The sequence below is a fragment of the Streptomyces vastus genome (genome assembly GCF_039532825.1).
Taxonomy (GTDB): domain Bacteria; phylum Actinomycetota; class Actinomycetes; order Streptomycetales; family Streptomycetaceae; genus Streptomyces; species Streptomyces vastus.
On record NZ_BAAASJ010000022.1, the window covers coordinates 35,825 to 60,192 of the forward strand.

Genomic DNA, 24,368 nt, shown 5'->3' on the forward strand with positions numbered 1-24,368 from the left:
AGCCACAGTGCGGTCACTGTGGCTCCCCTCAGCTCTGTCCGTCCCCTCCTACGCTGTACACAGGGACTCTCAGGAGCAGGACCCAGGCCACAGCGGTCACCGTGACAACCGTGACCAGCACGGTGTCCTGCGGGAAGACCTTGAGCATGACGAGCACTGCTGTCAGGCACGTCATGGCTGCGAAGGACCCAATGGCAACGGTCACCTGGCGGACAGTCAGTCCGAGGCGCTGGAGCCGGTGGGCGATGTGGTCCCTGCCGCCCTGCAGCACGGGTCTGCCCTGTCTGCGTCGCGCGACCATGACCAGGACGGTGTCCGCGGTGACGACCAAGGTGATGAGCAGCAGACTGGTGTACCCGGAAAGGCCGATGTTGTCCCGGTGCAGAGTCACAGTGACGGACGACACCAGAAAGCCCACGAAGAGTGAGCCCGCGTCACCGAGAAAGATCCGCGCCGGATGCCAGTTGTGGAAGAGGAAGCCCGCGCAGGCCCCGGCCAGAGCGGCCATGACCGCGGCGGTGCCGACCAGACCGACGGAGAGAGCGGCGCAGCAGAGGAATCCTGCGGTGACCGCGGTCACGGTGGACACCACTCCGTCCATGTTGTCCAGCAAATTGAACGCGTTGGTGGTGAAGAGGATCCACGCGACCGCGAGAACCACGTCGAGCCATGTGCCGAAGAGACTGGGATGGCCACACCACAGAACCACCACCAGGGCCGCCGCCGCCTCGACGCAGAGCCGGCAACGAATGCTGAGCGGACGCACGTCGTCGGCAAGGCCGAGGACGGCGATGAGCGCGGCGCTTGTGAGCATGACGCCGACCGTTGCGTCGGTCTTTTTCGCGGCGAGTGTGAGCACACTCGCGGAGGCCAGAGTGGCGAACGCGACCGCCATACCGCCGAGATACGGCGTGGGACGTTCATGGGCTTTGCGCGCGCTCGGCTGGTCGGTGTATCCGCCACGCAGGGCCAGTCGCCGCAGTGGCTCGGTCAGCAGGGCGGCGATGAAGAGAGCACCCAGTCCCGCGAATGCCGACACCAGCCAGGGACTCAGACCGAACATGGACCCGCCAGCACGGTCTGAACGGCTGGGTTGCCCGCCTCCCCGTTGGCTGGTCCTTCCACGACAAGCCCACCCACCTGCTGCCTCATCTCGCTCCGGGCATCCGCGACCGCGTCCGCCAGCACATCGTCGAGATTCCGTTGCGGCTGCCAGGCTGTGAAGGCCCTCAGTTTCGTGGTGTCGGGGACCCGACGCTCCATGTCTTCGAACTCGGGTCCGTAGGCTTCGCTGTACGAGAGACGGCGCACGGACGACGTGCTCTCGGCGCAGGCGATGGTCCGCTCCGCCAGATCCAGAATGCTGATCTCCTCGTCGCTTCCGATGTTGAAGGTCTCACCCACGGCATCCGGAAGGTCAATCAGCGACAGGAGTGCCTCGACCGCGTCCGCGACATGGAGGAAGCAGCGGCTCTGTCGCCCGGTGCCGTAGACGGTGAGCGGTTCTCCTCGGACTGCCTGACGGGCGAATCTCGGGATGACCATGCCGTAGGCGGGGCTCTGCCGTGGACCGACCGTGTTGAAGAACCGCACGACGGTGGAGCGCAGTCCGTGCTCCCGGCGGTACAGCTCGGCGAGGATCTCGTCCACCGCCTTCGCTGTGCTGTACGACCACCGGGGCACGGAGGGACTGCCCAGAACTCGGTCGGACGTTTCCTTCAGTGGTCCGGAGGAGTTCTTGCCGTAGATCTCCGACGTGCTGGCAATCATGATTCTGCTGCCGTAACGGTGAGCAGACTCGATGACGGTTTCGGTGCCTTTGGTGTTGATGATGAAGGAACTCAGCGGCTCTTCGACAATGAGTTTCACACCAACGGCCGCGGCCAGGTGCACTACACCACCACATTCACTCACCAACGTGTCCACGAGTGACGCATCCAGCACCGAGCCGTGGACGAACTGGAAGTGACGTTGCTCGCGCGCCGTCGCAAGGTTCTCCAGGCGTCCGGTGCTGAGGTCATCGAGTACGACGACCGGCTCGCCACGTGCCAGCAGTGCATCGACGAGGTGGGAACCGATGAAGCCGGCTCCTCCGGTGACCAGGTACTTCTGACGTTCCATCACACCGACACTCCATGTTTGGCAGGTGGGGCTCGCCGGGCGCATGCACGCCGGCAACGCATGGCAACGATAGCCGGGGCTCACACAAATAGAATGAATTGAATGCCGGATTAGTCCATTTCACTCCCCGGGTGGCCTGGCCGCCAACATGGCCCATTTGGCTGATGGAGGTCACTCAAGAGACGGATGGGAAGCCGCGCCGAACGAGTACCAGGCGTATTCCTCGGAGACATTCTGCTGGGTAGGCAGAGAGGATCGCGGTCGTGTCGATGGGAAAAACGAAGGTCGCGGTGGTCGGCCAGGGGTACGTGGGCCTTCCACTCGCCGTTCGTGTGGTGGAAGCCGGGCACAACGTCGTGGGTCTCGACGTGGACGAGATCCGCATCAAGCGTCTGGCCTCCGGCGAGTCACTCGTCGAGGATGTGACATCCATTCGGCTAGCGGCAGCCCTCAACTCGGGCCGTTATCTTCTGAGCACCGATTACGCGGATGCCGCGGGCTTCGACGTCTGCGTCATTACAGTGCCCACTCCGCTGAAAGACGGCACCCCCGACCTCAGTTTCGTGGAGAACGCCGCAGAGTCGATCGCCGGGCATCTCCGGCCGAACGCAACGGTGATCCTGGAGTCGACCACATACCCGTGTACGACCGAGCACGTGGTCCGCCCGATCCTGGAGTCGGGCAGCGGGCTCCTTGCCGGCGAGGACTTCTTCCTGGGATACAGCCCGGAACGAATCGACCCGGGAAACCCGACCTGGCGACTGGAGAACACCCCTAAGGTGATCTCCGGTGTGAACGACGCCTCCCTGCGACATGTCGAGAAGTTCTACAACGGCATCGTGGAGCAGACCGTCGCCGTCAGCTCACCCCGGACGGCCGAACTGACCAAGCTCCTGGAGAACACTTTCCGCCACGTCAACATCGCTCTCGTCAACGAACTCGCGATGTTCTGCAAGCCACTAGGCATCGACATCTGGGAAGTGATCGACGCGGCGGCGACCAAGCCCTTCGGCTTCATGCGCTTTCTGCCCGGGCCCGGCGTCGGAGGACACTGTCTGCCCATTGATCCTTCCTACCTGTCGTGGCAGGTCAAGCAGATGCTTCGGCACGACTTCCGCTTCGTGGCGCTGGCCAACGACATCAACACCCATATGCCCGATCATGTGGTAATGCGTGTTGCCAGAGGTCTCAATGCCAACCGCAAGCCCGTCAACGGCAGCCAGGTCCTGATCCTCGGGCTCGCGTACAAGAGGAATACGGGCGACCTTCGGGAGTCCCCTGCCGTCGCAGTGGCTCTCGGACTCCAGCAACTGGGCGCGCGCGTCCTCGCGGTGGAACCGCATGTCGACCCGCTGCGACTGCCTGAGGACATCCTCTGCGTGGAACTCACGGAGGAACAGGTCGCGGCAGCCGATGCCGTGGTCATCGTCACTGACCACGACGTCTTCGACTACGCAATGGTGGAGCGCGTCTCCGACTACGTGTTCGACGCCTGTAATCGCTGCCACGCGGATAGCGTCGAGCGTCTCTGAAAAAAACCCACGCACTGCGTTGGGGTACGAAAGGGCGAGCGTAGAGGCCATGCGCCCTTAACACGCAGTGCGGTCCTAGGGTGACTGTCCCACCTACTCGCTCCGATCGGGGAAGACCTTGGATTTGCGCGATTACCTACGAGTCCTTTCCCGTCGATGGCGTGTCATCGCCCTTGTGACTTTGCTGGCAACGGTGGCGGGCGTCCTGGCAAGCGTTATTGCCACCCCTGAGTACCGGGCAACGGCAACGCTGTTCGCTTCACTCCGGGGCGGCGACGACACATCCCAGCTCAATCAGGGGAACGCCTTCACCCAGGCGAGAGTCCAGTCCTACGCAGACGTAGCGACCAGCGCGAAGGTGACCGGGCCTGTCGTAGAGCGCCTCCGGCTCGATATGACGCCGACCCAGCTTGCTGAGCGGATCTCGGCTGAGGCGCCTCTCAACACGGTGCTGATCCGTCTGACCGTCACCGACACCCGAGCGGCACGAGCAGCCCGGATCAGTAACGTGGTCGCTGATCGTTTCGCCTACGTGATCAGAGAGCTGGAACGTACTGAGGGCGAGCAGTCCACGTCTCCCGTGCGACTCACCGTCACCCAACCCGCCGCCGTGCCAACCGCGGCCGCGTCCCCGAACATGCCTCTCAACGTTGCTCTCGGTCTGACGATGGGTCTGCTTCTGGGTCTGGGGCTGGGTGTCGCACTGGAGGCAGTGGACACCTCGGTGCGTAACACCAAAGCACTCGCCGAGTGCCTGGCGGGGGCAGGAGGGCCTCCGATCCTGTCCAGCATCGTGCAGGACCCACGCGCCGTACGACATCCGGTGTCCTTGCACGACGACGTGCACTGTCCTCGTGCGGAGGGCTTCCGGAAGCTCCGCGTCAATCTCCAGTTCGCGGAAGTGGACCAGCGGCCGAAGGTGATCGCCGTCACAAGCCCGCTGCCCCGTGAGGGCAAGAGCAGCGTGTCGGTCAACCTGGCGGCCACCCTGGCCGAAGAGGGGGCCAAGGTATGCCTGATCGACTGCGACCTGCGTCGCCCCTCGGTTGCTCGAGCCCTCGGCCTTGTCAGGGACGCCGGGCTCACCACGGCTCTGGTTGGCCAGGCCAGGCTGGATCAGGTGCTGCAGTCGGCAGGGTCCTTCTCCGTGCTCACCAGCGGGATGATTCCTCCCAATCCGACCCAGCTCCTCGGAAGCACCCAGTTCAGCACTCTACTGCGCACTCTCGCCGAGCAGTTCGACCATGTCGTGGTGGATACTGCTCCGCTGCTGCCCTTCGCCGACACCGCAGCGATGGGGCCCGCCATTGACGGCTACATTCTCGTGGCGCGTGCCGGGCGGACCAGCCGAAGCCAGGTCGTCGACGCCTTGCGCGTCCTCCAACGCGTCAACGTCCCTGTGTTGGGTGCCGTGCTGAATGCCGCGCCGGCACGAGGTGACGGTGAGGCATACAGCTACGCGTACAAGTACCGGCCGAAGCAGAAATCGACAGCGCGGCTCACCGCGCTTGTGTCGTCGCGCAGGGCGGTAGTCCCCAGCCGACGGTCGCATGCAACCGTCGGTGAAGGAACGGCGGTCGCTGGCGCCGGTCGAGACGCGGCCGTAGAGGTAGGTCACACCGGCGAGTCTTCATGAATTGACGGTCCCCGTTTGGTTGAACATCGTCACACTCGGCCCTCGCTCGGTTTCGGCCCGTTCGATCCTGGAAACTACGCCCTGGGAGCGAACGTCTGCGAGTGGTCCGGGTGGGCAAAGTCACCTTTTTTGGGCAGCCCCTCTCGGCGCGGGTCCGCAGGAGATGCAGGAATGCCTTGTGCGGATCGAGGAGTTGGTGGAGCAGATCGCCGCAGCCGTACGGATCCGGGTGAGGCCCGTCTCGGTCAGCCGCGGCATTGCAATGCACGTATTGACGTTTTTGAGCTTGTACGCTCTATTTTGTCTTCTCGGACTACCGCATTTCCAACTGACTTCCTCAACTGGGACGGATATCTTGGATCTGCCCGACTACCTTGGCGTCCTCGCCCGCCGCTGGCGCGCCGTCTTGGTGCTGGGGCTGCTGGGCACGGTGATCGGAGCGCTCGCCGCTACTCCGCAGTACCGGGTCACTTCCACCTTCTTCGTGTCGCTGAAGGTGACGCCCTCTCAACTCACCTTTGCCGACGCCGTTCGCACCCTGCAGCGAGTTGGTGCCACCATGCTCGGCGGCGTCCTCAACATGGCCTCCACGAAGGGCGACAAGGAGCACTACTCGTACGTACTCCTACCGCCCAGCGAACGCCTCACGACGTTGGGGCCGGTTCTGGGGCCGCTGTCGGCCCGCGCCGATCGGTGGCTTGCCCGAACCGCCCAAGCTGGCAGTACCGCCTGTCCCTGTCCATGTGCGTCCGTTCACCGTGGCCAGCACGTCCAGTGGCCGGACCGGTCCGGTGACACTCGAAGACGAACCCCCACGATCAGGGTGTAGGGCATGCGACTCAGGCTCGTGATCTCTATTGCGACCGTCTTGCTGATCGGCGGTGTGCTGGCCCACCTCTGGCAGGCGAGAAGTGGGGCCGTGCCCCCCGTCGTGGACGGGCGCCGACAGGCTGCGGGAGGACCCGAGCGGTTGCGGGCACAGGTCCTCGAAACCCTCCCTCATGACCCCAAAGCCTTCACCCAGGGCCTGGAGACTGCTGACGGCATGCTCTACGAAGGCACAGGCCTGCCGGGGCAGTCGTCCCTCCGTGCCGGGCCGCTCGGCAAGGCCCCTGCCGTCCGGGTCGAGTTGCCGGCTCCGTTGTTCGGGGAGGGCGTCACCGTCCTGGGCCGGACGCTGTGGCAGCTCACGTGGCGGAACGGCATCGCGATCGAACGTGATGCCCGGACGCTGGCTGAGGTGCGCCGCGTCCGCTACGAAGGCGAGGGCTGGGGGGTGTGCCACCAGCGGGACCGTGGGCGGCTGGTGACGAGCGATGGTTCCTCCCGGCTCGCCTTCCGGGATCCGAAGACGCTGACGAAAACGGGTGAGGTGGCCGTCACCTCCCGCGGGCGTGCCGTGCCACGGCTGAACGAGTTGGAGTGCGTCGGCGACGCCGTGTACGCGAATGTGTGGCCGTCCCACCAGATCGTACGCATCGACGCCGACACCGGCAGGGTGACCGGCGAGATCTCGGTGCCGCCCCTGCTCAGTGCGGAGGAGGAGCGTCACGCAGACGTGCTCAACGGCATCGCCGCCGTGTCCGGCACCGACGAGTTCCTGCTCACCGGCAAGTGGTGGCCCAAGATGTTCCGCGTCGTATTCGTCGTTGGATGACATTCGTCGCCGGATGACAGAGGACGATGCTCGGGTAGTCGTTGGCGCCGTTGGCGCAAGTGGTGATGGTCGGTGTGGCGGTGGGCGTGATCCTGACCGCGATGTGGACCACGGCACAGTCCGATGAGTCGAGGGCTGACCCGGAGGCCGCTCGACGCTGCGGACGGTGCCTTGGACGAGAGATGAGGGCCAGTCGAGCCAGGGCCGGGGCGGATACGGGGTCCGGCAGTTGCCGTACAACACCGTCTTGCCTGCGGTTGACAGCGACTGCGCTGGCGGGGCCGAAGGCAGCCCGCGCCCTCAAGTGTCAGCTGTCGGACGTCATCTGTCGGAGCCTGCAACGTGATGCCCGAGCGTCACGTGAGCAGTTGGTCCCCAGGCGGAGCTGTCGGTCTCGCGGAGGTCGCAGGCGGACGCGGGCGAGGAGTTCGTCGAAGCTGAAGGGCTTCGTCATGTAGTCGTCGGCGCCGCCCTCCAGGCCGTACACCGTGTCGGCGACGGCGTCCCGGGCCGTGAGGATGATGACCGGGAGGGCACTGGACGCCGTGCGGAGGCGGGTGACGACGGTGAAGCCGTCCTCGCCGGGCAGGCCGATTTCCAGGACCATCAGGTCGTATATGCCCGACATGGCTGCGCGGCGGGCCGCCTCCCCGTCGGTCACGACGGTGGTGCGGAAGCCGTGGGCTGTGAAGCGTTCCGAGAGGTCGGAGGCGATGTGGGACTCGTCCTCGGCGATGAGGAGGTGGTGGGTCTGTCTGCTGCGGCTCATGGTTTGTGAGAGGCGCCGTTCAGGGCGTGCGTGACGTAGGGGATGCGCAGGGTGAAGGTCGCCCCTCGGCCCGGGGCACTGTCCACCCGGATCTCGCCGTGGTGCGCCTCGGCTATGGCCTTGACGATGGCGAGTCCGAGGCCCGCTCCGGTCCTGCCGCGGCTTGCCTCCGCCCTCGTGAACCTCTCGAAGAGGTGTTGCTGGTCGGTGAGCCGAATGCCGGGGCCGGTGTCCTTGACCCACAGTTTGACCATGTCGGCTCCGGCCCGGCCGCCGATCCAGATACGGCCGTGTTCCTCGGTGTGCTGAGCGGCGTTCTGGGCCAGTTGGATCACGGCCTGGGTGGGGAGCTGGCGGTCGGCGTGGAGGGTGTCGCGGTGCCGGTCCTCCGCGAAGTCGAGGAGCCGGCGGCGCTCGGCCAGCGCGGCGGCCTTCACGTACACCTCCTCTATCAGTTCGGAGAGGCTGAGGTCCTCGGGGCGCAGGGCGTCCGGGCGGCGGGCCTTGGCCAGCGCCAAGCAAGTTGGTCGCCACAGGTCAGCGCGTAGCAGATGACTGACTTCACTGTCCAAGGGCAGCGTCCACAACGGCGGCCCGGTGCGCGTCCGGCAGGCCGGGCAGGGAAGAATGAGGGCCGTACTCAACGGTCGACCCTTGCGGAGGAGCGGGAAATGCAGAACGCGCGAGCGGGGCAGGTCGCCGGGCCCGAGGACCTCATCGATGTGGCCCGCCTGGTCACGGCGTACTACGCGCTGCACCCCGACCCGGCCGAGCCAGGGCAGCGGGTGGCCTTCGGCACTTCGGGACACCGCGGCTCGTCCCTCGCGGCGGCGTTCAACGAGGACCACATCGCGGCCACCAGCCAGGCCATCTGCGAGTACCGCGCCGCCCAGGGCACCGACGGCCCCCTCTTCCTCGGCGCCGACACCCACGCCCTGTCGGAGCCCGCCCGGATCACTGCACTGGAGGTGTTCGCGGCCAACGACGTGACCGTCCTCATCGACGAGGCCGACGGCTACACGCCCACCCCTGCGGTCTCGCACGCCATCCTCACCCATAACCGGAACCGCACGTCCCACCTCGCCGACGGCGTGGTGGTCACCCCGTCGCACAACCCGCCCGCCGACGGAGGCTTCAAGTACAACCCGCCGAGCGGCGGCCCCGCCGGTTCCGAGGCGACCTCCTGGATCCAGGACCGTGCCAACGAGATCATCACCGCCGGCCTGAAGGACGTACGGCGCATCCCCTGCACTCGCGCCCTGGCCGCACCCGGCACCAGCCGCTACGACTTCCTCGGCACCTATGTGGCCGACCTGCCCAACGTGCTGGACCTGGCGGCGATCCGGTCCGCCGGAGTGCGCATCGGCGCCGATCCGCTGGGCGGCGCCTCGGTCGCCTACTGGGGCCGCATCGCCGAACAGCACGCGCTCGACCTGACGGTGGTCAATCCGCTCACCGACCCCACCTGGCGCTTCATGACGCTGGACTGGGACGGCAAGATCCGCATGGACTGCTCCTCGCCGTTCGCCATGGCCTCGCTCATCGAGCAGCGGGACCGCTTCGACATCGCCACCGGCAACGACGCCGACGCCGACCGGCACGGCATCGTCACGCCGGACGCGGGTCTGATGAACCCCAACCACTATCTGGCCGTGGCCATTTCGTATCTGTTCTCGCACCGGGAGCGGTGGCCCGAGGGCGCCGGGATCGGCAAGACCCTGGTGTCGTCCAGCATGATCGACCGGGTCGCGGCGGACGTAGGCCGGCCACTGGTCGAAGTCCCCGTCGGATTCAAGTGGTTCGTGGAAGGCCTGTCCGACGGCACCCTCGGCTTCGGCGGCGAGGAGTCGGCGGGCGCCTCCTTCCTGCGCCGCGACGGCTCGGTGTGGACCACCGACAAGGACGGCATCATCCTGGCCCTGCTCGCCTCCGAGATCACGGCCGTCACGGGCAAGACCCCCTCGCAGCACTACGCTCAGCTCACCGACCGCTTCGGCGCCCCCGCATACGCCCGCGTCGACGCCCCGGCGACCCGCGAGGAGAAGGCACTGCTCGCCAAGCTCTCACCGCGCCAGGTCACCGCCGACACCCTCGCCGGCGAGCCGGTCACCACGGTGCTCACCGAGGCCCCCGGCAACGGCGCCGCCCTCGGCGGCATCAAGGTCGCCACCGCCAACGCCTGGTTCGCGGCCCGCCCTTCGGGCACCGAGGACGTCTACAAGATCTACGGGGAGTCCTTCCTCGGCCCGGACCATCTGCGCCAGGTCCAGGAGGAGGCCAGGTCCGTGGTGCTCGCGGCGCTGGACGCCTGACGCGGTCGTCACCGGTGATGCGGATCCTTCCGCGTCCGTCCCACGAACTACGCCGGGGCTATGCCGGGGCTGCGGGGGCGGTTGCCGTGAAGGCGTCCGCGTGCTCCGCAGCCCACTGGGCGAAAGTGCGGGCCCGCCGGCCGGTGACCTTCTCGACGGTGTCGACGACCGTACGACCCACCTCCGGGGTGTTCCCGTACGCCTCGATCAGGAAGCCGATTACCTCCTCCGGGTGGCCCGCCGCCCGCCACTGGGCGACGGCCTGCTCCTCGGTCAGTTCGACCAGGGCGATTTCCCGGCCACAGGCTGCGGCAAGCTTCGCCACCTTGTCGCCGACGGTCAGCAGCTCGGGGCCTGTGATCACGTACTCCTGGCCCTCATGGCCCTCTTCAGTGAGCGCGACCGCGGCGACGGCGCCGATGTCGCCCTCGTGGACCATGGCGCTGAGCCGGGAGACGAACGGCTCACGGACTTCGCCCGAGGCCACGATCTGGTCCGCCCACTCCAGAGCGTTGGCCATGAACTCGACCGGCATGAGCACGGCCCAGTCCACACCGTCGTCGGCCCGCACGGCGTCCTCCAGCAGGGACGGCCCGCCGCCATGCAGCACGGTGATCCGGCGTACGCCGGCCGCGCGGGCCAGCTCCAGGATCCGCGGACCGCTCTCCAGCGGGGCGAAGTAGGGCCCGCCGAAGGTGATCAGATGGAGGCCGGTGACGCCCTCCAGGGCCGGGATCAGGCTGTCGGGTTCGGTCAGGTCGCCCTGGACGACCTCGACGCCGACCGGGAGGGAGGCCGTCGTCGCATCCCGGGTGAGGGCGCGGACCGCGTGGCCGCGGGCGAGCAGTTCGGCGACGACCTGACGGCCGACGGTTCCGGTGGCGCCGGTCACAAGAATCTTCTGCGTCTGTGTCATGACACGACCGTAGGGAGCATCTAGGTCAAATCCTGTCCGCAATGCTCGATCCAGAAGCGGCAGCTCTCGGCGTACTCCGGTCTACGGAGTACGCCGAGAGCACTGCCGGAAGGCGACGCTTTATCCCGCCGGCTGATCTCAGGCCGCGAATTCCTTCGTGATGCGGTCCAGCATGAACGCCGAGGAGTCGCGGGCCCGTTCCTCCCAGGCGAAGACGCAGGACGTGGCGACGCCGTCGAAGTTCAGTTCGCGCAGGGTGCCGAAGAACGTGTCCCAGTCGACCTCGCCCTGGCCGATGTCCAGGTGCTGGTGGATACGGGCCGGGGTGCCGGGCGGGTTGAGGATGTAGCGCAGGCCGCTGGAGCCCTTGTGGTTGAAGGAGTCCGCGATGTGCACGTGCTGGAGCTTGTCGCCGGCGTAGCGCATCATCGCCGCGATGTCCGCTGTCGGGTCCGCCCCCGAGAGGTGGAAGGTGTGCGGGGCGCAGTAAAGGTAGTTCACCCAGGGCTTGTTGATCGCGCGGACCAGGTTGACCGCGGGGGTGTTCTCCTCGCAGAAGTCGTCCGGGTGGGCCTCCAGGTTCAGAGCGATGCCTTCGCGCTCGAACACCGGCAGCAGTTCCTCCAGCGAGCGCCAGAAGGCGGCCTCGCTCTCGGCGGCGCGCTCCGGGCGGCCGTTGAACTCCGAGTTCATCAGCGGACATTCGAGGTCCGCGGTGATCTCGATCATCCGCTTCCAGTAGCGTACGGCGGTCTGCCGCTCGGTCTCGTCGGGCGAGGACCACTTGTACAGCGGCAGCACCGAGGACAGTTGAACGCCGTGCGTGCGCAGGGACTTCTTGAACGCCGCGACGCGCTCGTCGTCCGCCCGCGGGTGCAGGAAGAACGGCATGAAGTCGTCGCGCGGGGACAACTCGATGTACTCGTAGCCGAGTTCGGCGACCGTGCGCACCATGTCGTCGAGCGGCAGGGCGCGGAACATATAGGGGTCGAGGGCGATTTTCACCATGTTCCTTTCAGTAGGCCCGGCTGTCTCGCCGGCCGGAATGGATCTCGAACAAGCGGCGCGTGGCGCCGCAGCGTCTCCGGTACGATGCTCTGGTCGTTCTGTGAGCCCTTGAAGGCACGAACCGGCCTGGCCGGGGAGACGGTTGTACGTGGTGTCGACCGGATCGACGTCGCCAGGACTTTCCTGGCGTGGGGCCTTGTCACCGGTCCCGCACCGCATGGCGTTCCGGCCGTCACGTGGTGGATGCGACCCGTGACCGCCCCGTCGTAGGGGGCAGTCGGGAGCGCGACGAGGTGTGGACGGCGGGCGCCATAGCGCGGTCGCTTCACGGCTGAGAAGGTGAAGCGGCACCTCCGTAGAACGCGGGGCGGGGCTTCATGTCGGCGGAGACGACGGTGCCGTCGGATTCCAGGGAGCGGACGGCGGCGTCGGTGATGACGGTGGCGGCGTAGCCGTCCCAGGCGGACGGGCCGGTGGGCTCGGCACCCGCGGCGACCGAGGCGATCCACTCGCGGAACTCGGTGTCGAAGGCCTCGGCGAAGCGGACCTTCCAGTCCTGCATGACGGCCGTGCTGTGCCGGGCCGCGGTACGGACGCTCGCGGCGGCCGGGTCGGGCAGCCGGACCAGGCCGTCCTCGCCTACGACCTCGCACTGGATGTCGTAGCCGTACTGGCAGTTGACGAAGACCTCAAGGTCGATACGCACCCCGCTCACGGTCTCGAAGATCATGATCTGCGGGTCCTTGAGGTGCTCGAACCGCTTGCTCGTGGCACGGGGCGTGACCACCTGGGCGGAGACGATCTCGTCGTCGAGGAGCCAGCGCAGTACGTCGATCTCGTGGACCGCCGTGTCCTGTGCCGCCATCGCGGAGTGGTACGCGTCGGGCACTGTCGGGTTGCGGTGGGCGCAGTGCACGATCAGCGGGGCGCCGAGGGTACCGGCGGCGAGGACCTCCTTCATCTGGCGGTAGCCGGGGTCGAAGCGGCGCATGAAGCCGACCTGGACCAGACGGCTGCCATGGGCGCGCTCGGCCTCGACGATGCGCAGACAGTCCTCGGCGGTCGTCGCGAGGGGCTTCTCGCAAAACACGGGCTTGCCGGCCGCGATGGCGCTCAGGACGTGCTCGGCGTGGGTGGGACCCCAGGAGGTGACGAGGACGGCGTCCACGTCGGGAGAGTTGATCAGCTCGGCGCCGCTGGGCAGCACGGTGGCGCCGACGGTGGCGGCGGCCTCGGCGGCGCGGGCGCCGTCGAGGTCGGTCACCGCGGTGACGGCGGCCCCGGTGACCACCTCGGTGAGGCGTCGGATGTGGTCCTGGCCGATCATTCCGGCGCCGATGACACCTACACGTACGGTCATGGCCGTATCCCTTCGAAGGGCTTGCGGGGCCGGCGTCCAAAACCCGGCCCACGGGGGAGGAGGTCAGGAGAAGCGGGCCTTGAGTTCCGCTTCCAGCGTCTCGAGCGTGCGGCCCTTTGTCTCGGGGACGTAGCGCTTCACAAAGGCGAGCGAGAACAGGCCCGCCAGCACAAAGAGGAAGAAGGTGTTGGAGATCCCGATCCCGTCGACCAGTGACGGGAAGACCAGACCGATCACGAAGTTGGTCAGCCACAGCACCACGGCCGCGACACCCATCCCGAAGCCGCGCATCCGCATCGGGAAGATCTCCGACAGCATCAGCCAGGTCACCGGCGAGATCGCGCCCTGCTGGAAGGCCAGGAAGGTGACGGTCATGGCGAGCACGGCGTACGCCCGGCCGTCACCGGAGGGCAGTGCCAGGGAGAAGATGCCGATCAGCAGCAGAGCGGAGGTCGTGCCCATCTGGCCGGCCATGAGCATCGGGCGGCGCGCCACCCGGCCCAGCAGCCAGATGCCGACGAAGGTCGCCAGCACCGAGATCACGCCGTTGGCGATGTTCGCCGTGAGCGCGCTGTCCGCGGCGAAGCCGGCGTCGGTGAGGATCTGCGTGCCGTAGTACATGATCGTGTTCACGCCGGTGATCTGCTGCACGATCGCGATGCCGAAGCCGACGAACATCAGCTTGCGCACCCACGGCGTGCTCTTCATGTCCTGCCAGCCGCCGAGCTTCTCCTGCTCGTCCTTCACGGCCAGCGAGGACACCTCCGCGAGCTCGGCCTCGGCCCGCTGCTGGGAGCGCACCTGCTTGAGGACCTCCAGGGCCTCGCCGAAGCGGCTCTGGGAGGCCAGCCAGCGCGGGCTCTCGGGCATCACCAGCATGCCGAACCACAGCACGACGGCAGGGATGGTCGCGATGACGAGCATCCAGCGCCAGACGCCGCCCGACTCATCGCCCACCCGGGCGATGATCGCGTTCGACGTGAAGGCGAGCAACTGCCCACTGACGATCATGAGTTCGTTACGGGTGACCAACGCGCCGCGCCGCTCGGCGGGCGAGACCTCCGCGAGATAGACCGGCACGGTCACCGACGCGCCACCGACCGCCAGACCGAGCACGAACCGGGCCACGACCATGATCGCCGTGTTCGGGGCGAGCGTGCAGCCGAGCGCGCCGATGAAGAACAGCACGGCGAGAACGAGGATGGTGCGGCGCCGTCCGCGCCCGTCCGACAGCCGGCCGCCGGTGACGGCGCCGAGCGCGGCACCGAGGAGGAGGGAGCTGGTGACCATTCCCTCGGTGAACGGGGTCAGGCCGAGGTCCTCGGTCATGTACGGCAGGGCGCCGTTGATGACGCCGGTGTCGTAACCGAAGAGCAGTCCGCCGAAGGTGGCGATGAGCGTGATGACCCGCAGCCGTCGCTTGACCGTGGGCGAGGCGTCGTCCGGGACGGCGGTGGCGGGAGTGGGGGCCTGAGCCGTGTCCTTGCTGACGTCCATGGTCACCTCCTACTTGTCGTCGAGGGCGGGGCGCCGGGTACCTGCCAGTCCGCAGCCGGCCAGGTAGTCCCGCGTACTGACCGCGATGGGCAGCGGCACCTCGGGAGCGCAGGGGTACAGGTCCTGCTCGACGATGACGAACAACTCCGCGTCCAGCTCCGCGAGTTCGGCGACCACGTCGTCCGGCTTTGGCACACCCGCCGGAGGCGACACGCACACACCGCGCTTGACGGCCTCGCCGAAGGAGAGGTTCTCGGCGGCCACCTGGGCGAGGATCTCCGGGTCCATCTGCTTGATGTGGACGTAGCCGACGCGCTCCCCGAACCGGCGGATCAGGTCGAGGTTGTCCCCGCCGCCGTAGGCCACGTGCCCGGTGTCCAGGCACAGGTTGGTGTAGCGGGAGTCGGACTCGTTCAGCAGCCGCTCGATCTCCGGCTGCGTCTGGATGTGGCTGTCCGCGTGCGGGTGGATGACGAGGCGTATGTCGTACTCGTCGAGGAGCAACTTGCCCAGCCGGTCGGCGGCACGCCCGAAGCCCGCCCACTGCTCGGCGGTCAGCTCGGGGGACTCGGTGAAGCCGCCGGTCTTCTCGTCCCGGTACATGGGCGGGATGAAGACGAGATGGTGGGCACCCGCGGCGGCGGTCAGCGCGGCCACCTGCCGGACATGGGCGAGCATGTCGTCCCAGGCCTCCGGACGGTGCAGCGCGCCGAACGCGGTGCCGCCGGAGACCTGGAGCCCCCGGGCGTCGAGCTCCGCTTTCAGCCGCTGCGGGTCCGTGGGGAGGTAGCCGTACGGGCCCAGCTCCAGCCACCGGTAACCGGCCGCGGCCAGTTCGTCGAGGAAGCGGGTGTACGGGACCTGGTGCTCATCCTCGGGGAACCAGACGCCCCACGAGTCGGGGGCCGAGCCGAGACACAGGTTGCCCACGACGGTGCGGAGGGGGGACGGCGTCGTTGCCATGGTGCACGTCCTTCGAAGAGGGAACGGGTGGGGGTGGGGAGGAAGCTCCGGGGAGTTGCCAGCAGGACGAAGACAGGAAGAACAGTTGAATGACGCGCGCTACTAGCGCGCGCTAGTCCGAGTACGATGACTCCTGTCCAAATGTCATGTCAATAGCCTGTTGCTGGGAGATTTCAGAGCTGCCCGTAGGGTGGGCGCGTCGAAGGGTGGTTCACAGGTGAGTGCGTCGGGCAAACAGCGGCCCACGATGGTGGACGTCGCCGCGAAGGCGGGCGTGTCCAGGGCGCTCGTCTCCATCATTTTCCGCGACCAGCCGGGGGCGAGCCAGGAGACCCGCGAGCGCGTACTGCGCGTCGCCGACGAGATCGGCTACCGCCCCGACAACGCGGCGCGGCTGCTGGCCCGCGGCCGCAGCCGCACCCTCGGCGTGATGTTCACCGTCCACCAGACCTTCCACGCCGACCTCGTCGAGGGCATCTATTCCGAGGCGGAGCGGCTCGGCTACGAGGTGCTGCTCTCCGCCACCGGCCGGGGGAGGGGCGAGGCGAAGGCCGTCGAGGCCTTGTTGAGTCACCGCTGCGAGGCGGTGATCCTGCTGGGTCCGGACACGGTGGCTGCGGACCTCGACGCCCTCGGGCGCCGCACGGTCGCCGTCTCCGTCGGACGCCGGGTGCCGCAGACCCGCGTCGACAGCGTGCACACCGCCGAGGGCAAGGGCGTACGGCAGGCCATGGACCACCTCTACGAGCTGGGGCACCGCCGGATCGTGCACATCGACGGCGGCCGGGGTCCTGGTTCGGCCGAGCGGCGGCGGGCGTACCGGGCCGCGATGCGCCGTCACGGTCTGGATTCCGAGGTGCGGGTGATCCCCGGGGATCACACTGAGGAGTCCGGCATCGAGACCGGCCGCCTGCTGCTGGCGGAACGCGAGCGCGGGGAGCCGCTGCCGACGGCGGTCCTCGCCGGGAACGACCGGTGCGCGATGGGCCTGTTGATGGCTCTGACACGGGCCGGCGTCGAGGTCCCGCGGGACCTGTCCGTCGTCGGCTACGACGACAGCCACCTGTCGCACCTGATGCCGATCGGCCTGACCACCGTCCGCCAGGACTCGCTCCTGATGGCGGAGTACGCGGTCCGGTTCGCCGTGGAACGCCTGGAGGACGGGGAGTTGGAGCCGCGGGAGGCGGTCCTGGACCCGAAACTGGTGGTGCGGGGAACGAGCGGGCCGGCCCCGGAGCAGGGGCCGGCCTGAAGGCTCGGTGAGGTCGAGTCAGTGCGACTGCCTGGTCGTTACCGGGTGCCCTTCTCGGCGAACTTGGCGATTTCGTCGACGTTCTCCTCGGTGACGAAGGCTGGACCGGTCAGGACCGGTGCGGTGCCGCCGCCGCTGAAGTTTCCGTTGTTCTTGTAGAGCCAGAGGCCGTCCACGGCGAGGTAACCCTGCAGGTAGGGCTGCTGGTCGACAGCGAACTGGACGTTGCCCTCCTTGACGGCGTTCACCAGGTCCTTGTTGAGGTCGAAGGTGGCGACCTTGGCCTTGCTGCCCGCGTCGGCCACGGACGAGACGGCGGTCAGTGCGAACGGGGCGCCGAGCGTGACGACCTCGTCGATGGACGAGTCCTGCTTGAGCTTGGCGGTGATCGTCGACTTCACGGACGGCATGTCGGCGCCATTGACGTAGAGGTTCTCGGTCTTGCCCTCGAACGCCTTCTTCAAGCCCGCGCAGCGTGCTTCCAGGGCGACGTGCCCCTGCTCCTGCACCACGCAGACCGCGTTCTTCGCGCCGATCTCGTTCAGGCGCTCACCGAAGGCCTGGCCTGCGATGTTCTCGTCCTGGCCGAAGTACTCGAGCATGCCGAGGTCTTTCCAGTTGTCCAGGCCGGAGTTGAAGCCGACGACCGGGATACCGGCCGCCTTGGCCTTGGCCACGACGTCCTTCATGGCGTCCGGCTTGGCCGCGGTGAGCGCGATGCCGTCGACCTTCTGGTCGATCGCGTTCTGCACCAGGTTGGCCTGGTCGGCGGCGTTGGGACTGCTGGAGTAGACGAGCTTGACGTTGTCCTTGGAGGCGGCGGCCTGCGCGCCCTTGCGGATCAGGTCCCAGAAGGTGTCGCCGGGGGCCGCGTGGGTGATCATGGCCACGGTCATCTTCGGGGTGCTCGCCTTGCCCGCCGCGGCTTCCGCGCCGCCTTCCTCCGACTCCTTGCCACCGGAGCTGCTGGAGCAGCCGGCTGCGAGCAGGGTGCCGGCGAGGACGGTGGCGGCGAGAGCCGCGGTTCGGTGGTGTCTGTGCATGTCCCTTGCACCTCACTGTGCGGTCGGGGGGTGGATATGGGGAGGGAGGGGCCTGGCTCGAAGTTCTTCAGGAACCCAGGAGTGGAGGTCGCCCGGCCCAGGAGGCGGGTGTGCCGTGGGAGGGGGCTCGGGAGGCGGCGGGACCGTTGTCGCTTGTCCGCGGCAGTCTCATGGGTAGGACCACCTCGCCTTCCGTGACTAGAGCGCATCATTAGCGCGCTCTAGTGCTAGGTAACTATGGGGCTGACCTCTGGTGCTGTCAACAGGTTTGTCCGGATGTCCCGACAGAGGTCGAGGGGGAGGAATTCCCGCCGCGGGTGGGGGCGGACTGTCACGCTCTAGACATAGGACTTGAAGTTTCAACGATCTTCCGGAAGGCTCTGCTTTTAAGTTGAAACATTCCTTTCGGACCTCTTCCCGCAGTCCCCACCCTGGAGTTGCCATGTCTGTTACCTCTGAGGCAGTCGCCGCCCGCCGTGGGCCGCTCGTCGTGGCGGGAGGTGTGCTTGCCGCGATCGTGGTGGGCTCTCTGGCCGACGCGGTGCTTGCCCTCCTCGCCCTGGCCGTGGGTGCGCCCGACGACTTCCAGCCGCTCATGCCGGGCTCGTACATCTTCCTGACAACGGTCGGAGTGGTGGCCGGGGCCATCGGCTGGGCCATCATCCGCAAGGTGTCGAAGGGCCCCGAAGCGCTGCTGCGATGGCTGGTGCCGACCGTCGTCGCGGTTTCCTTCGTGCCCGACTTCCTGCTCTTCGGTGAAGGCGGAGCGGCCGGCGTCGTGGCGTTGCTGCTGATGCATGTCGTGGTCGCGGTGGTCGCGGTGGTCGCCTACCGCAAGGTGATGCCCTTGTCGTGACCTGACCGCCTCGCGGTCCACCCCCGGCGACGCGGCCAGTTCGCTCTTCGAGCGACCAACATCCGCGCACGCGCGCGGGAGTTGTGGCGACGCGGGGCCCAGTCAACGGCCCCTGACCCACCCCGGACACCTCGGAGTGGGTCTGGACGCAAACGACGCATCACCGCCAGTGATGCCCGTTGTGCAAGCCCAGCGCTTTAGCGCTGGGTAGTTGACGTGTCCTGACGCAGGGCCTCCGAGATCGACTTGGCGCCGCCGTGCGCGGTGAGGCCGCCGTCGACGGGGATCTCGGCGCCGGTGATGAAGGCGGAGTCGTCGGAGAGGAGGAAGGCGACGAGCGGGGTGATGTCGTCGACGGTCCCGGTGCGGCCGAGCGGCGTCTCGCTCAGGTTCGCCTCGCGGAACGCGGGCGCGGCGGAGGCGGTCATCGCGGTCTCGATGAAGCCGGGGTGGACGGTGTTGACGCGGATGCCGCGGGGCCCCAGTTCCATGGCGGCGGTCTTCGACAGGCCGCGCAGCGCCCATTTGCTGGAGGTGTACGCGACCGGGTAGTGGGCGGTCAGCGCCGCAGAGGAACCGACGTTCACGATCGACGCGCCCGCGCGCATCAGCGGTACCAGGTTCTGGATGCCCAGGAGCGGGCCGGTGACGTTGACCGCGTGGACCCGGGCCATGTCCTCGGGGCGTACCTCGTCGATCCGGGCGCGCCAGGTGACGCCCGCGTTGTTGACCAGGCCGTGCACCTGCCCGTACGACTCCTTGAGCTCGGCGGCGAGATCCGCCCAGTCCTTCTCGCTGGTGACGTCGAGGACACGACAGCCGGGCGCCTCCGTCGTGTCGGTGGCGATCACCCGGGCGCCCTCGAGGGCCAGTGCCTCGGCCTCCGCGGCGCCCTGCCCGCCGGCCGCGCCCGTGACCACGACGACCTTGCCGAGGAGCCGCAGGGAACGGAAGCCGGAGGTCACGGCCGCTCCCGGGGACGGCGCCGGGCGACCGGAACGGGCACCGGCTCCGGGCCGGTCACCACGGTGTTGGAGACGGAGCCGATGCCCTCGACGGTGAGTGTGACCGTGTCGCCCGGCTTCAGCGGCGGCGGTTCCTGCCTGCCGCGTACGCCCCACAGCTCGGCGAGGCAGCCGCCGTTGCCGCAGGTGCCCGAACCGAGGACGTCACCAGGACGCACCCAGGTCCCGCGCGAGGCGTAGGCCACCATCTCCTCGAAGGTCCAGCTCATGTTGGACAGCAGGTCCTTGCCGACGACCTCGCCGTTGACCTCGGCGGTCAGCGCCAGGCGCAGGAAGCCGTCCGCGTCGCGGTACTTCTCCAGCTCGTCGGCGGTGACCAGGTAGGGACCCAGCGTGGTGGCGGTGTCCTTGCCCTTGCAGGGGCCGAGGCCGACCCTCATCTCGGCGGACTGCAGATCGCGGGCCGTCCAGTCGTTGAAGACGGTGTAGCCGACGATGTGGTCACGGGCCTGCTCGGGGGTGAGGTCGCGGCCCTCCTTGCCGATCACGGCGGCGACCTCCAGCTCGAAGTCGAGCACGTTCGATCCCGGGGGCACGGGGATGTCGTCGTGCGGGCCGTACACCGCGTAGGGGTTGGTGAAGTAGAACGTCGGCGCCGCGTACCACCGCTCCGGTACCCCCGCGGCCCCGTCCACGGACCGCCGTACGCCCTCGACGTGCTCCTCGAAGGTGACGAAGTCCCGCACGGTGGGCGGCTGGAGCGGCGGCAGCAGACGCACCTCGGAGACATGGGGACCGGCCAGGGCGTCGAGCGTCCTGGTGCCCATCTCGAGCAGTTGTGGCAGGCCGCCCCCCTCGGTGAGCAGTCCGGTCAGGGAGTGGATACCGGGCAGGGGGCGGAGCGTGCCGTCCTCGTCGACGACGGCCACATGGTGTTGGTCGTGGTGTTCGTACGTGGCGAAGCGCATGGGAGGGTCCTGTCGGCATGGGCGCTGGCGTGGGGTGGGAGGGAACGGGGAGCCCGGGGCACGGGGAGCCCGGGGCACGGCGGGCAGTCAGGGCTGACAGGGGATCGCCGCGCCCCGGTGACGTGGGGACCTTGCCGGTCGGACGGTCAGAAGTCGCGGGTCGGTCGGACGGTCAGAAGTCGCCGGTCGGTTGGACGGTCAGAAGTCGCCGGACGGTTGGACGGTCAGAAGTCGCCGGACGGTCGGACGCCGGACGGTCAGACCGGCGGGGCGACGAACACGCCGCGGTCGACGTCGTTGAACGACTCCTTGACGATGAGTTCGTTCATCGGGTTCGCGGTGCCCCACTGGTCGGTGACCTCGGGCTCCGAGAAGTCGTAGACGTGGGGGTGCCAGGTGTCCTCGTCCAGCTCCTCCAGCTCGGTGGTGTACTCGACGGTGTTGCCGTGCGGGTCCAGGAAGTACGTGAAGGTGTTGTCGCCCGCCAGGTGCCGGCCCGGGCCCCAGAGCTTGCGGAACCCGGCCCGCATCACGCGGCCGGAGCCGCGCATGTACTCGTCCAGGCCGCGCATCTCGAAGGAGACGTGGTGCAGCGAGGTGTGCGGGCCCTTGGCGATGGCCATCGAGTGGTGCTGGTTGCTGATCCGCATGAAGTGCATGACCTCGCCCATGTGCGGCGAGCCCAGCGTGTCGGAGAGACGGAAGCCGAGGTGGCGCTCGTACCACTCACGGGTCCTGTTCAGGTCCGGGGAGTTGAGCACCACGTGCGACAGGCGGACCGGGATCGACTCCTTCTCCTCGACGCGGCGGTGCTGCCGCGCCTCCACGTCGGCGGAGACCTCGATGGTGCGGCCGTCGACGTCGAAGAAACGGAAGCCGTACCCGCCACCCGGGGTGTCGAGCTTCTCCGGCTGGGAGATCAACTGCACGCCCTGGGAGAGGAGTTGTCCGGCCAGGGTGTCGACGTCGGCCGGGCTGCCCGCCCCGTACGAGACCAGGTCGAGGCGCTTCTCGTCGGCCTCGCGCAGCCGTACGACGTACTGCTCGGGGCTGCCCTCGGCGGCGAGGAAGGAGATCCCGGAGTCCTCGGCCACCTTGGTCAGGCCCCAGACGCCCGCGTAGAAGTCGAGCTGCTTGTCGTAGTCGGGCACGGCGAGGTCGACGTGCCGCAGATGGGTGAGCAGGCGGTTGCTCATGGGGGTTCCTCCTCAGGCGAGGTTGAGCAGGACGGCGGCGTTTCCGCCGCGGATGGCGTGGAAGTCGGCGTCGGGCAGGTCCGCGGCGCGCAGCGTGTCCAGCGGGTCCTCGGTGCCCATGTCGAAGGGGTAGTCGGAGCCGAGCAGGACCCGGTCCGGCCCGGCGGCGCGGACCAGCTCCCGCAGTACGTGCGGGTCGTGGACGAGGGAGTCGAAGTAGAGCTGCTTCAGGTAGCCGCTCGGCTCACGGGCGCAGTCCCGGGCGTCGGGGCGGGCCCTCCAGGCGTGGTCGGAGCGGCCGATGTGGGTGGGGAGGTAGCCGCCGCCGTGCGCCGCGATCAGCTTCAGGCCCGGATGGCGGTCCAGGACACCGGAGAAGATCAGGTGGGAGAGGGCGACGGCGTTCTCGGTGGGCTGGCCGACCGTGTTGGACAGGTACCACTGGTCCAGGCGCTCGTCGAGCGTGCAGCCGAACGGGTGCAGGAAGACCAGGGCGCCGGTCTCCTCCGCGCGCGCCCAGAAGGGCGCGAGCCGCGGGTCGGAGAGTTCCACCGCCCGTGTCCCGCCCGGCCCCGGCGCGTGCGAGGAGATCTCCACGCCCTTCAGTCCCTGGTCCAGGGCGTGATCGAGCAGAGTGACCGCGAGGTGGGGGTGCTGGAGCGGGATCAGCCCGAGGCCGTGCAGCCGGTCGGGGGCCTTGGCGCAGTGCGCGGCGGTGCCCTCGTTGGCCAGCCGGCACACCCGCTCGGCCAGTCGGGGCTCGGCCCAGTAGTGGTAGTGGGACGGCGAGGGGCTCACCAGCTGCACGTCCACGCCGGCCGCGTCCATGGCCGCCAGGCGCGCGGCCACGTCCGTCAGCCTCCGCACTCGCGCGCCCACCATGGGACCGCTCACGGCGAGGGCCGCCGGCCCGTTGCGGCGGGCGTCGAGATCGCGGGCCTCGGCGAGGCCGGTGTGACCGGCGACGGCCTCCTCGACCTCCGGGAGCATCAGGTGGGCGTGGACGTCGATCGTCGGAGTCAACGAGGGCCGGATCACGGGAGTTCCTTCAGCGCGCTCAGGGTGCGGTGCATCAGCCCGGGCACGTCCGCGTCGCGCACCCCGTCGAGCAGCCACTGGGCGAGCTGGACGGAGGCGTCGACGACCATACGTACACGGGGCATCCGTCTGGCGTGGTAGTCGGTGAGGAGCTTCTCGTCCCAGGAGTCCCGGCCGGCCAGCAGGTCGGCGAGGACCTGGGCATCCTCCAGGGACATCGCGGCGCCCTGGGCGAAGGTGGGCGGGCAGGCGTGGGCGGCGTCCCCGATGAGCACGACCCGGCCGCGGTGCCACGGGCCCTCCACCAGATGCCGGTCGAACCACGTGTAGTTGACGGCCTTCGGGTCGGTGAACGCGGCGCGGAGCTCCTCCCACACGCCGCCGTAGCCCTCGCTGAGCGCCCGCATCTCGTCGGCGTACGCGTCCGGGTCCAGCGAGGCCCGGTCGCGGGCCGGTTCGACGAGGTACGTGTAGACCGTGTCCTCGCTGGTCGGGCAGTACCCGGCGATGAAACAGCGGCCGCCGTAGACCATCTCAGTGCGGCGGACACCGTCCGGGCGGGGCGCGGGGGCACGCCAGATGCCCATGCCGGTGGGCTGGGGCTCGTCGGTGATGCCGATCATGGAGCGGGTGGCGGAGTGCAGCCCGTCGGCGCCGACCACCAGGTCGTACCGCCGGCTCGTGCCGTCAGAGAAGGTCACGTCCACGCCCTCGCCGTCCTGCTGGAAGGCGGTGGCCGTGGTGCCCAGGCGGACATCGGCGCCCGAGGCGCGCACCTGGTCGATGAGGAGCTGCTGGAGCCTGGGGCGCTGCATACCGATGTGAGAGGGCAGGTCGTCACCGCCGGTGCGGAGTTCCTCGTGGGCGTGCAGCACGGTGCCGTCGGGGGCGAGGACCGCGAGGCCGTCGGCGGCGTATCCGTCCTTCTCGATCCCTTCGAGGACTCCGACCTCGCGCAGCACGCGCAGCGCGTTGCCCTGAAGGGTGATTCCGGAGCCGGCGGAGGCCTTCCAGTCGGGGCTCGCCTCGACGAGGTCGACAGCGATCCCGGCCCGGCGCAGCAGGACGGTCAGGGCGTTTCCGGATGTGCCTCCGCCGATGACCAGGACGATGGGGGCACCCCCAGCCGGAGGCGGGGGGAGGGTGAAGCTGTCAGCCATGTCGTGGATACCTCCCGGGGTTGGGCCGCGCGGCTTCGGGCGGCCGGGGGTGGGGCTGTCGCCCGCCGAGCGCTCCGCTGAGAGTGCGGTACGAAAGCTGCGGGCTGTCTGTGGCTGGT

Annotated in this window: 22 protein-coding genes; 7 read left to right on the plus strand and 15 right to left on the minus strand. The window is 68.4% G+C overall.

What is annotated here, in order from left to right; all coding sequences use genetic code 11:
- Positions 1–28: 28 nt before the first annotated feature.
- Together ABD357_RS09960 and ABD357_RS09965 are read right to left on the minus strand one after the other, a co-directional pair.
- On the minus strand, positions 29–1,063 hold the full coding sequence (locus ABD357_RS09960; RefSeq protein WP_344389084.1) for an MraY family glycosyltransferase: 1,035 nt from the start codon (positions 1,061–1,063) through the stop codon (positions 29–31).
- Positions 1,051–2,205, minus strand: coding sequence for an NAD-dependent epimerase/dehydratase family protein (locus tag ABD357_RS09965; protein WP_344389085.1), 1,155 nt, complete (start codon positions 2,203–2,205; stop codon positions 1,051–1,053). The genes ABD357_RS09960 and ABD357_RS09965 overlap by 13 nt, the downstream gene beginning before the upstream one ends.
- A gap of 185 nt (positions 2,206–2,390) precedes the next feature.
- Between ABD357_RS09965 and ABD357_RS09970 the strand changes: the two genes are divergently transcribed.
- The 4 genes from ABD357_RS09970 to ABD357_RS09985 all read left to right on the plus strand — a co-directional run bounded on the left by ABD357_RS09970 (position 2,391) and on the right by ABD357_RS09985 (position 6,946).
- On the plus strand, positions 2,391–3,653 hold the full coding sequence (locus ABD357_RS09970; protein WP_344389426.1) for a nucleotide sugar dehydrogenase: 1,263 nt from the start codon (positions 2,391–2,393) through the stop codon (positions 3,651–3,653).
- Positions 3,654–3,777: 124 nt separating this feature from the next.
- Positions 3,778–5,289, plus strand: a complete 1,512-nt coding sequence (locus ABD357_RS09975; protein ID WP_344389428.1) for a tyrosine-protein kinase domain-containing protein — start codon at positions 3,778–3,780, stop codon at positions 5,287–5,289.
- A gap of 178 nt (positions 5,290–5,467) precedes the next feature.
- Positions 5,468–6,118 (plus strand): YveK family protein, encoded by a 651-nt coding sequence (locus ABD357_RS09980; protein ID WP_344389086.1) that lies wholly within the window; start codon positions 5,468–5,470, stop codon positions 6,116–6,118.
- 3 nt (positions 6,119–6,121) lie between these two features.
- Complete coding sequence (locus ABD357_RS09985; RefSeq protein WP_344389087.1) at positions 6,122–6,946, plus strand: glutaminyl-peptide cyclotransferase; 825 nt, start codon at positions 6,122–6,124, stop codon at positions 6,944–6,946.
- A gap of 307 nt (positions 6,947–7,253) precedes the next feature.
- On the opposite strand, the gene ABD357_RS09990 is transcribed toward ABD357_RS09985, so the two are convergent.
- The gene (locus ABD357_RS09990; RefSeq protein ID WP_425584791.1) at positions 7,254–7,715 is read right to left on the minus strand and encodes a response regulator transcription factor; all 462 of its coding nucleotides are present in this window, start codon (positions 7,713–7,715) and stop codon (positions 7,254–7,256) included.
- Positions 7,712–8,233 carry a sensor histidine kinase gene (locus ABD357_RS09995; protein WP_344389088.1) on the minus strand — a complete coding sequence of 174 codons (522 nt, stop codon included), beginning with the start codon at positions 8,231–8,233 and terminating at the stop codon, positions 7,712–7,714. Before ABD357_RS09995 ends, ABD357_RS09990 begins: the two co-directional genes overlap by 4 nt.
- 153 nt (positions 8,234–8,386) lie before the next feature.
- Here ABD357_RS09995 and pgm point away from each other — a divergent pair, with 153 nt between their 5' ends.
- Positions 8,387–10,027, plus strand: a complete 1,641-nt coding sequence (gene pgm / locus ABD357_RS10000; RefSeq protein ID WP_344389089.1) for a phosphoglucomutase (alpha-D-glucose-1,6-bisphosphate-dependent) — start codon at positions 8,387–8,389, stop codon at positions 10,025–10,027.
- A gap of 58 nt (positions 10,028–10,085) precedes the next feature.
- Here the strand turns inward: pgm and ABD357_RS10005 are convergent, their stop codons facing one another.
- The 5 genes from ABD357_RS10005 to ABD357_RS10025 all read right to left on the minus strand — a co-directional run bounded on the left by ABD357_RS10005 (position 10,086) and on the right by ABD357_RS10025 (position 15,771).
- Positions 10,086–10,943 (minus strand): NmrA family NAD(P)-binding protein, encoded by an 858-nt coding sequence (locus tag ABD357_RS10005; protein ID WP_344389091.1) that lies wholly within the window; start codon positions 10,941–10,943, stop codon positions 10,086–10,088.
- Positions 10,944–11,081: 138 nt separating this feature from the next.
- Positions 11,082–11,948 carry a sugar phosphate isomerase/epimerase family protein gene (locus ABD357_RS10010; protein ID WP_344389429.1) on the minus strand — a complete coding sequence of 289 codons (867 nt, stop codon included), beginning with the start codon at positions 11,946–11,948 and terminating at the stop codon, positions 11,082–11,084.
- A gap of 328 nt (positions 11,949–12,276) precedes the next feature.
- A complete protein-coding gene (locus tag ABD357_RS10015; RefSeq protein WP_344389092.1) occupies positions 12,277–13,311 on the minus strand; it encodes a Gfo/Idh/MocA family protein in 1,035 nt (344 codons plus the stop codon).
- A 63-nt stretch (positions 13,312–13,374) separates the two neighbouring features.
- Positions 13,375–14,808 carry a sugar porter family MFS transporter gene (locus ABD357_RS10020; protein ID WP_344389093.1) on the minus strand — a complete coding sequence of 478 codons (1,434 nt, stop codon included), beginning with the start codon at positions 14,806–14,808 and terminating at the stop codon, positions 13,375–13,377.
- Between the two features lie 9 nt (positions 14,809–14,817).
- Positions 14,818–15,771 (minus strand): TIM barrel protein, encoded by a 954-nt coding sequence (locus tag ABD357_RS10025; RefSeq protein WP_344389095.1) that lies wholly within the window; start codon positions 15,769–15,771, stop codon positions 14,818–14,820.
- A 247-nt stretch (positions 15,772–16,018) separates the two neighbouring features.
- On the opposite strand from ABD357_RS10025, the gene ABD357_RS10030 reads away from it, so the two are divergent.
- On the plus strand, positions 16,019–17,023 hold the full coding sequence (locus ABD357_RS10030) for a LacI family DNA-binding transcriptional regulator (RefSeq protein WP_344389430.1): 1,005 nt from the start codon (positions 16,019–16,021) through the stop codon (positions 17,021–17,023).
- A 38-nt stretch (positions 17,024–17,061) separates the two neighbouring features.
- Here ABD357_RS10030 and ABD357_RS10035 read toward each other — a convergent pair whose 3' ends face one another.
- On the minus strand, positions 17,062–18,066 hold the full coding sequence (locus tag ABD357_RS10035; RefSeq protein WP_344389096.1) for a sugar ABC transporter substrate-binding protein: 1,005 nt from the start codon (positions 18,064–18,066) through the stop codon (positions 17,062–17,064).
- Positions 18,067–18,508: 442 nt separating this feature from the next.
- On the opposite strand from ABD357_RS10035, the gene ABD357_RS10040 reads away from it, so the two are divergent.
- Positions 18,509–18,922 (plus strand): DUF6069 family protein, encoded by a 414-nt coding sequence (locus ABD357_RS10040; protein WP_344389097.1) that lies wholly within the window; start codon positions 18,509–18,511, stop codon positions 18,920–18,922.
- 197 nt (positions 18,923–19,119) lie between these two features.
- Here the strand turns inward: ABD357_RS10040 and ABD357_RS10045 are convergent, their stop codons facing one another.
- From ABD357_RS10045 to ABD357_RS10065, 5 genes are all read right to left on the minus strand, one after another.
- Positions 19,120–19,887 carry an SDR family oxidoreductase gene (locus tag ABD357_RS10045; protein ID WP_344389098.1) on the minus strand — a complete coding sequence of 256 codons (768 nt, stop codon included), beginning with the start codon at positions 19,885–19,887 and terminating at the stop codon, positions 19,120–19,122.
- Positions 19,884–20,855: a fumarylacetoacetate hydrolase family protein gene (locus ABD357_RS10050; RefSeq protein WP_344389099.1), complete on the minus strand. Its 972-nt coding sequence runs from the start codon at positions 20,853–20,855 to the stop codon at positions 19,884–19,886. The genes ABD357_RS10045 and ABD357_RS10050 overlap by 4 nt, the downstream gene beginning before the upstream one ends.
- 257 nt (positions 20,856–21,112) lie before the next feature.
- A complete protein-coding gene (locus tag ABD357_RS10055) occupies positions 21,113–22,051 on the minus strand; it encodes a VOC family protein (protein ID WP_344389100.1) in 939 nt (312 codons plus the stop codon).
- Positions 22,052–22,063: 12 nt separating this feature from the next.
- A complete protein-coding gene (locus tag ABD357_RS10060; RefSeq protein WP_344389102.1) occupies positions 22,064–23,089 on the minus strand; it encodes an amidohydrolase family protein in 1,026 nt (341 codons plus the stop codon).
- A complete protein-coding gene (locus ABD357_RS10065; protein ID WP_344389103.1) occupies positions 23,086–24,249 on the minus strand; it encodes an FAD-dependent oxidoreductase in 1,164 nt (387 codons plus the stop codon). Before ABD357_RS10065 ends, ABD357_RS10060 begins: the two co-directional genes overlap by 4 nt.
- Positions 24,250–24,368 lie beyond the last annotated feature (119 nt).

Coding starts and splice junctions, on each gene's coding strand:
- ABD357_RS09960 (WP_344389084.1), bottom strand. CDS start 1,063: ATGTTCGGTCTGAGTCCCTGGCTGGTGTCGGCATTCGCGGGACTGGGT.
- ABD357_RS09970 (WP_344389426.1), top strand. CDS start 2,391: ATGGGAAAAACGAAGGTCGCGGTGGTCGGCCAGGGGTACGTGGGCCTT.
- ABD357_RS09985 (WP_344389087.1), top strand. CDS start 6,122: ATGCGACTCAGGCTCGTGATCTCTATTGCGACCGTCTTGCTGATCGGC.
- ABD357_RS09990 (WP_425584791.1), bottom strand. CDS start 7,715: ATGAGCCGCAGCAGACAGACCCACCACCTCCTCATCGCCGAGGACGAG.
- pgm (WP_344389089.1), top strand. CDS start 8,387: ATGCAGAACGCGCGAGCGGGGCAGGTCGCCGGGCCCGAGGACCTCATC.
- ABD357_RS10005 (WP_344389091.1), bottom strand. CDS start 10,943: ATGACACAGACGCAGAAGATTCTTGTGACCGGCGCCACCGGAACCGTC.
- ABD357_RS10015 (WP_344389092.1), bottom strand. CDS start 13,311: ATGACCGTACGTGTAGGTGTCATCGGCGCCGGAATGATCGGCCAGGAC.
- ABD357_RS10020 (WP_344389093.1), bottom strand. CDS start 14,808: ATGGACGTCAGCAAGGACACGGCTCAGGCCCCCACTCCCGCCACCGCC.
- ABD357_RS10025 (WP_344389095.1), bottom strand. CDS start 15,771: ATGGCAACGACGCCGTCCCCCCTCCGCACCGTCGTGGGCAACCTGTGT.
- ABD357_RS10030 (WP_344389430.1), top strand. CDS start 16,019: ATGGTGGACGTCGCCGCGAAGGCGGGCGTGTCCAGGGCGCTCGTCTCC.
- ABD357_RS10035 (WP_344389096.1), bottom strand. CDS start 18,066: ATGCACAGACACCACCGAACCGCGGCTCTCGCCGCCACCGTCCTCGCC.
- ABD357_RS10040 (WP_344389097.1), top strand. CDS start 18,509: ATGTCTGTTACCTCTGAGGCAGTCGCCGCCCGCCGTGGGCCGCTCGTC.
- ABD357_RS10050 (WP_344389099.1), bottom strand. CDS start 20,855: ATGCGCTTCGCCACGTACGAACACCACGACCAACACCATGTGGCCGTC.
- ABD357_RS10055 (WP_344389100.1), bottom strand. CDS start 22,051: ATGAGCAACCGCCTGCTCACCCATCTGCGGCACGTCGACCTCGCCGTG.
- ABD357_RS10065 (WP_344389103.1), bottom strand. CDS start 24,249: ATGGCTGACAGCTTCACCCTCCCCCCGCCTCCGGCTGGGGGTGCCCCC.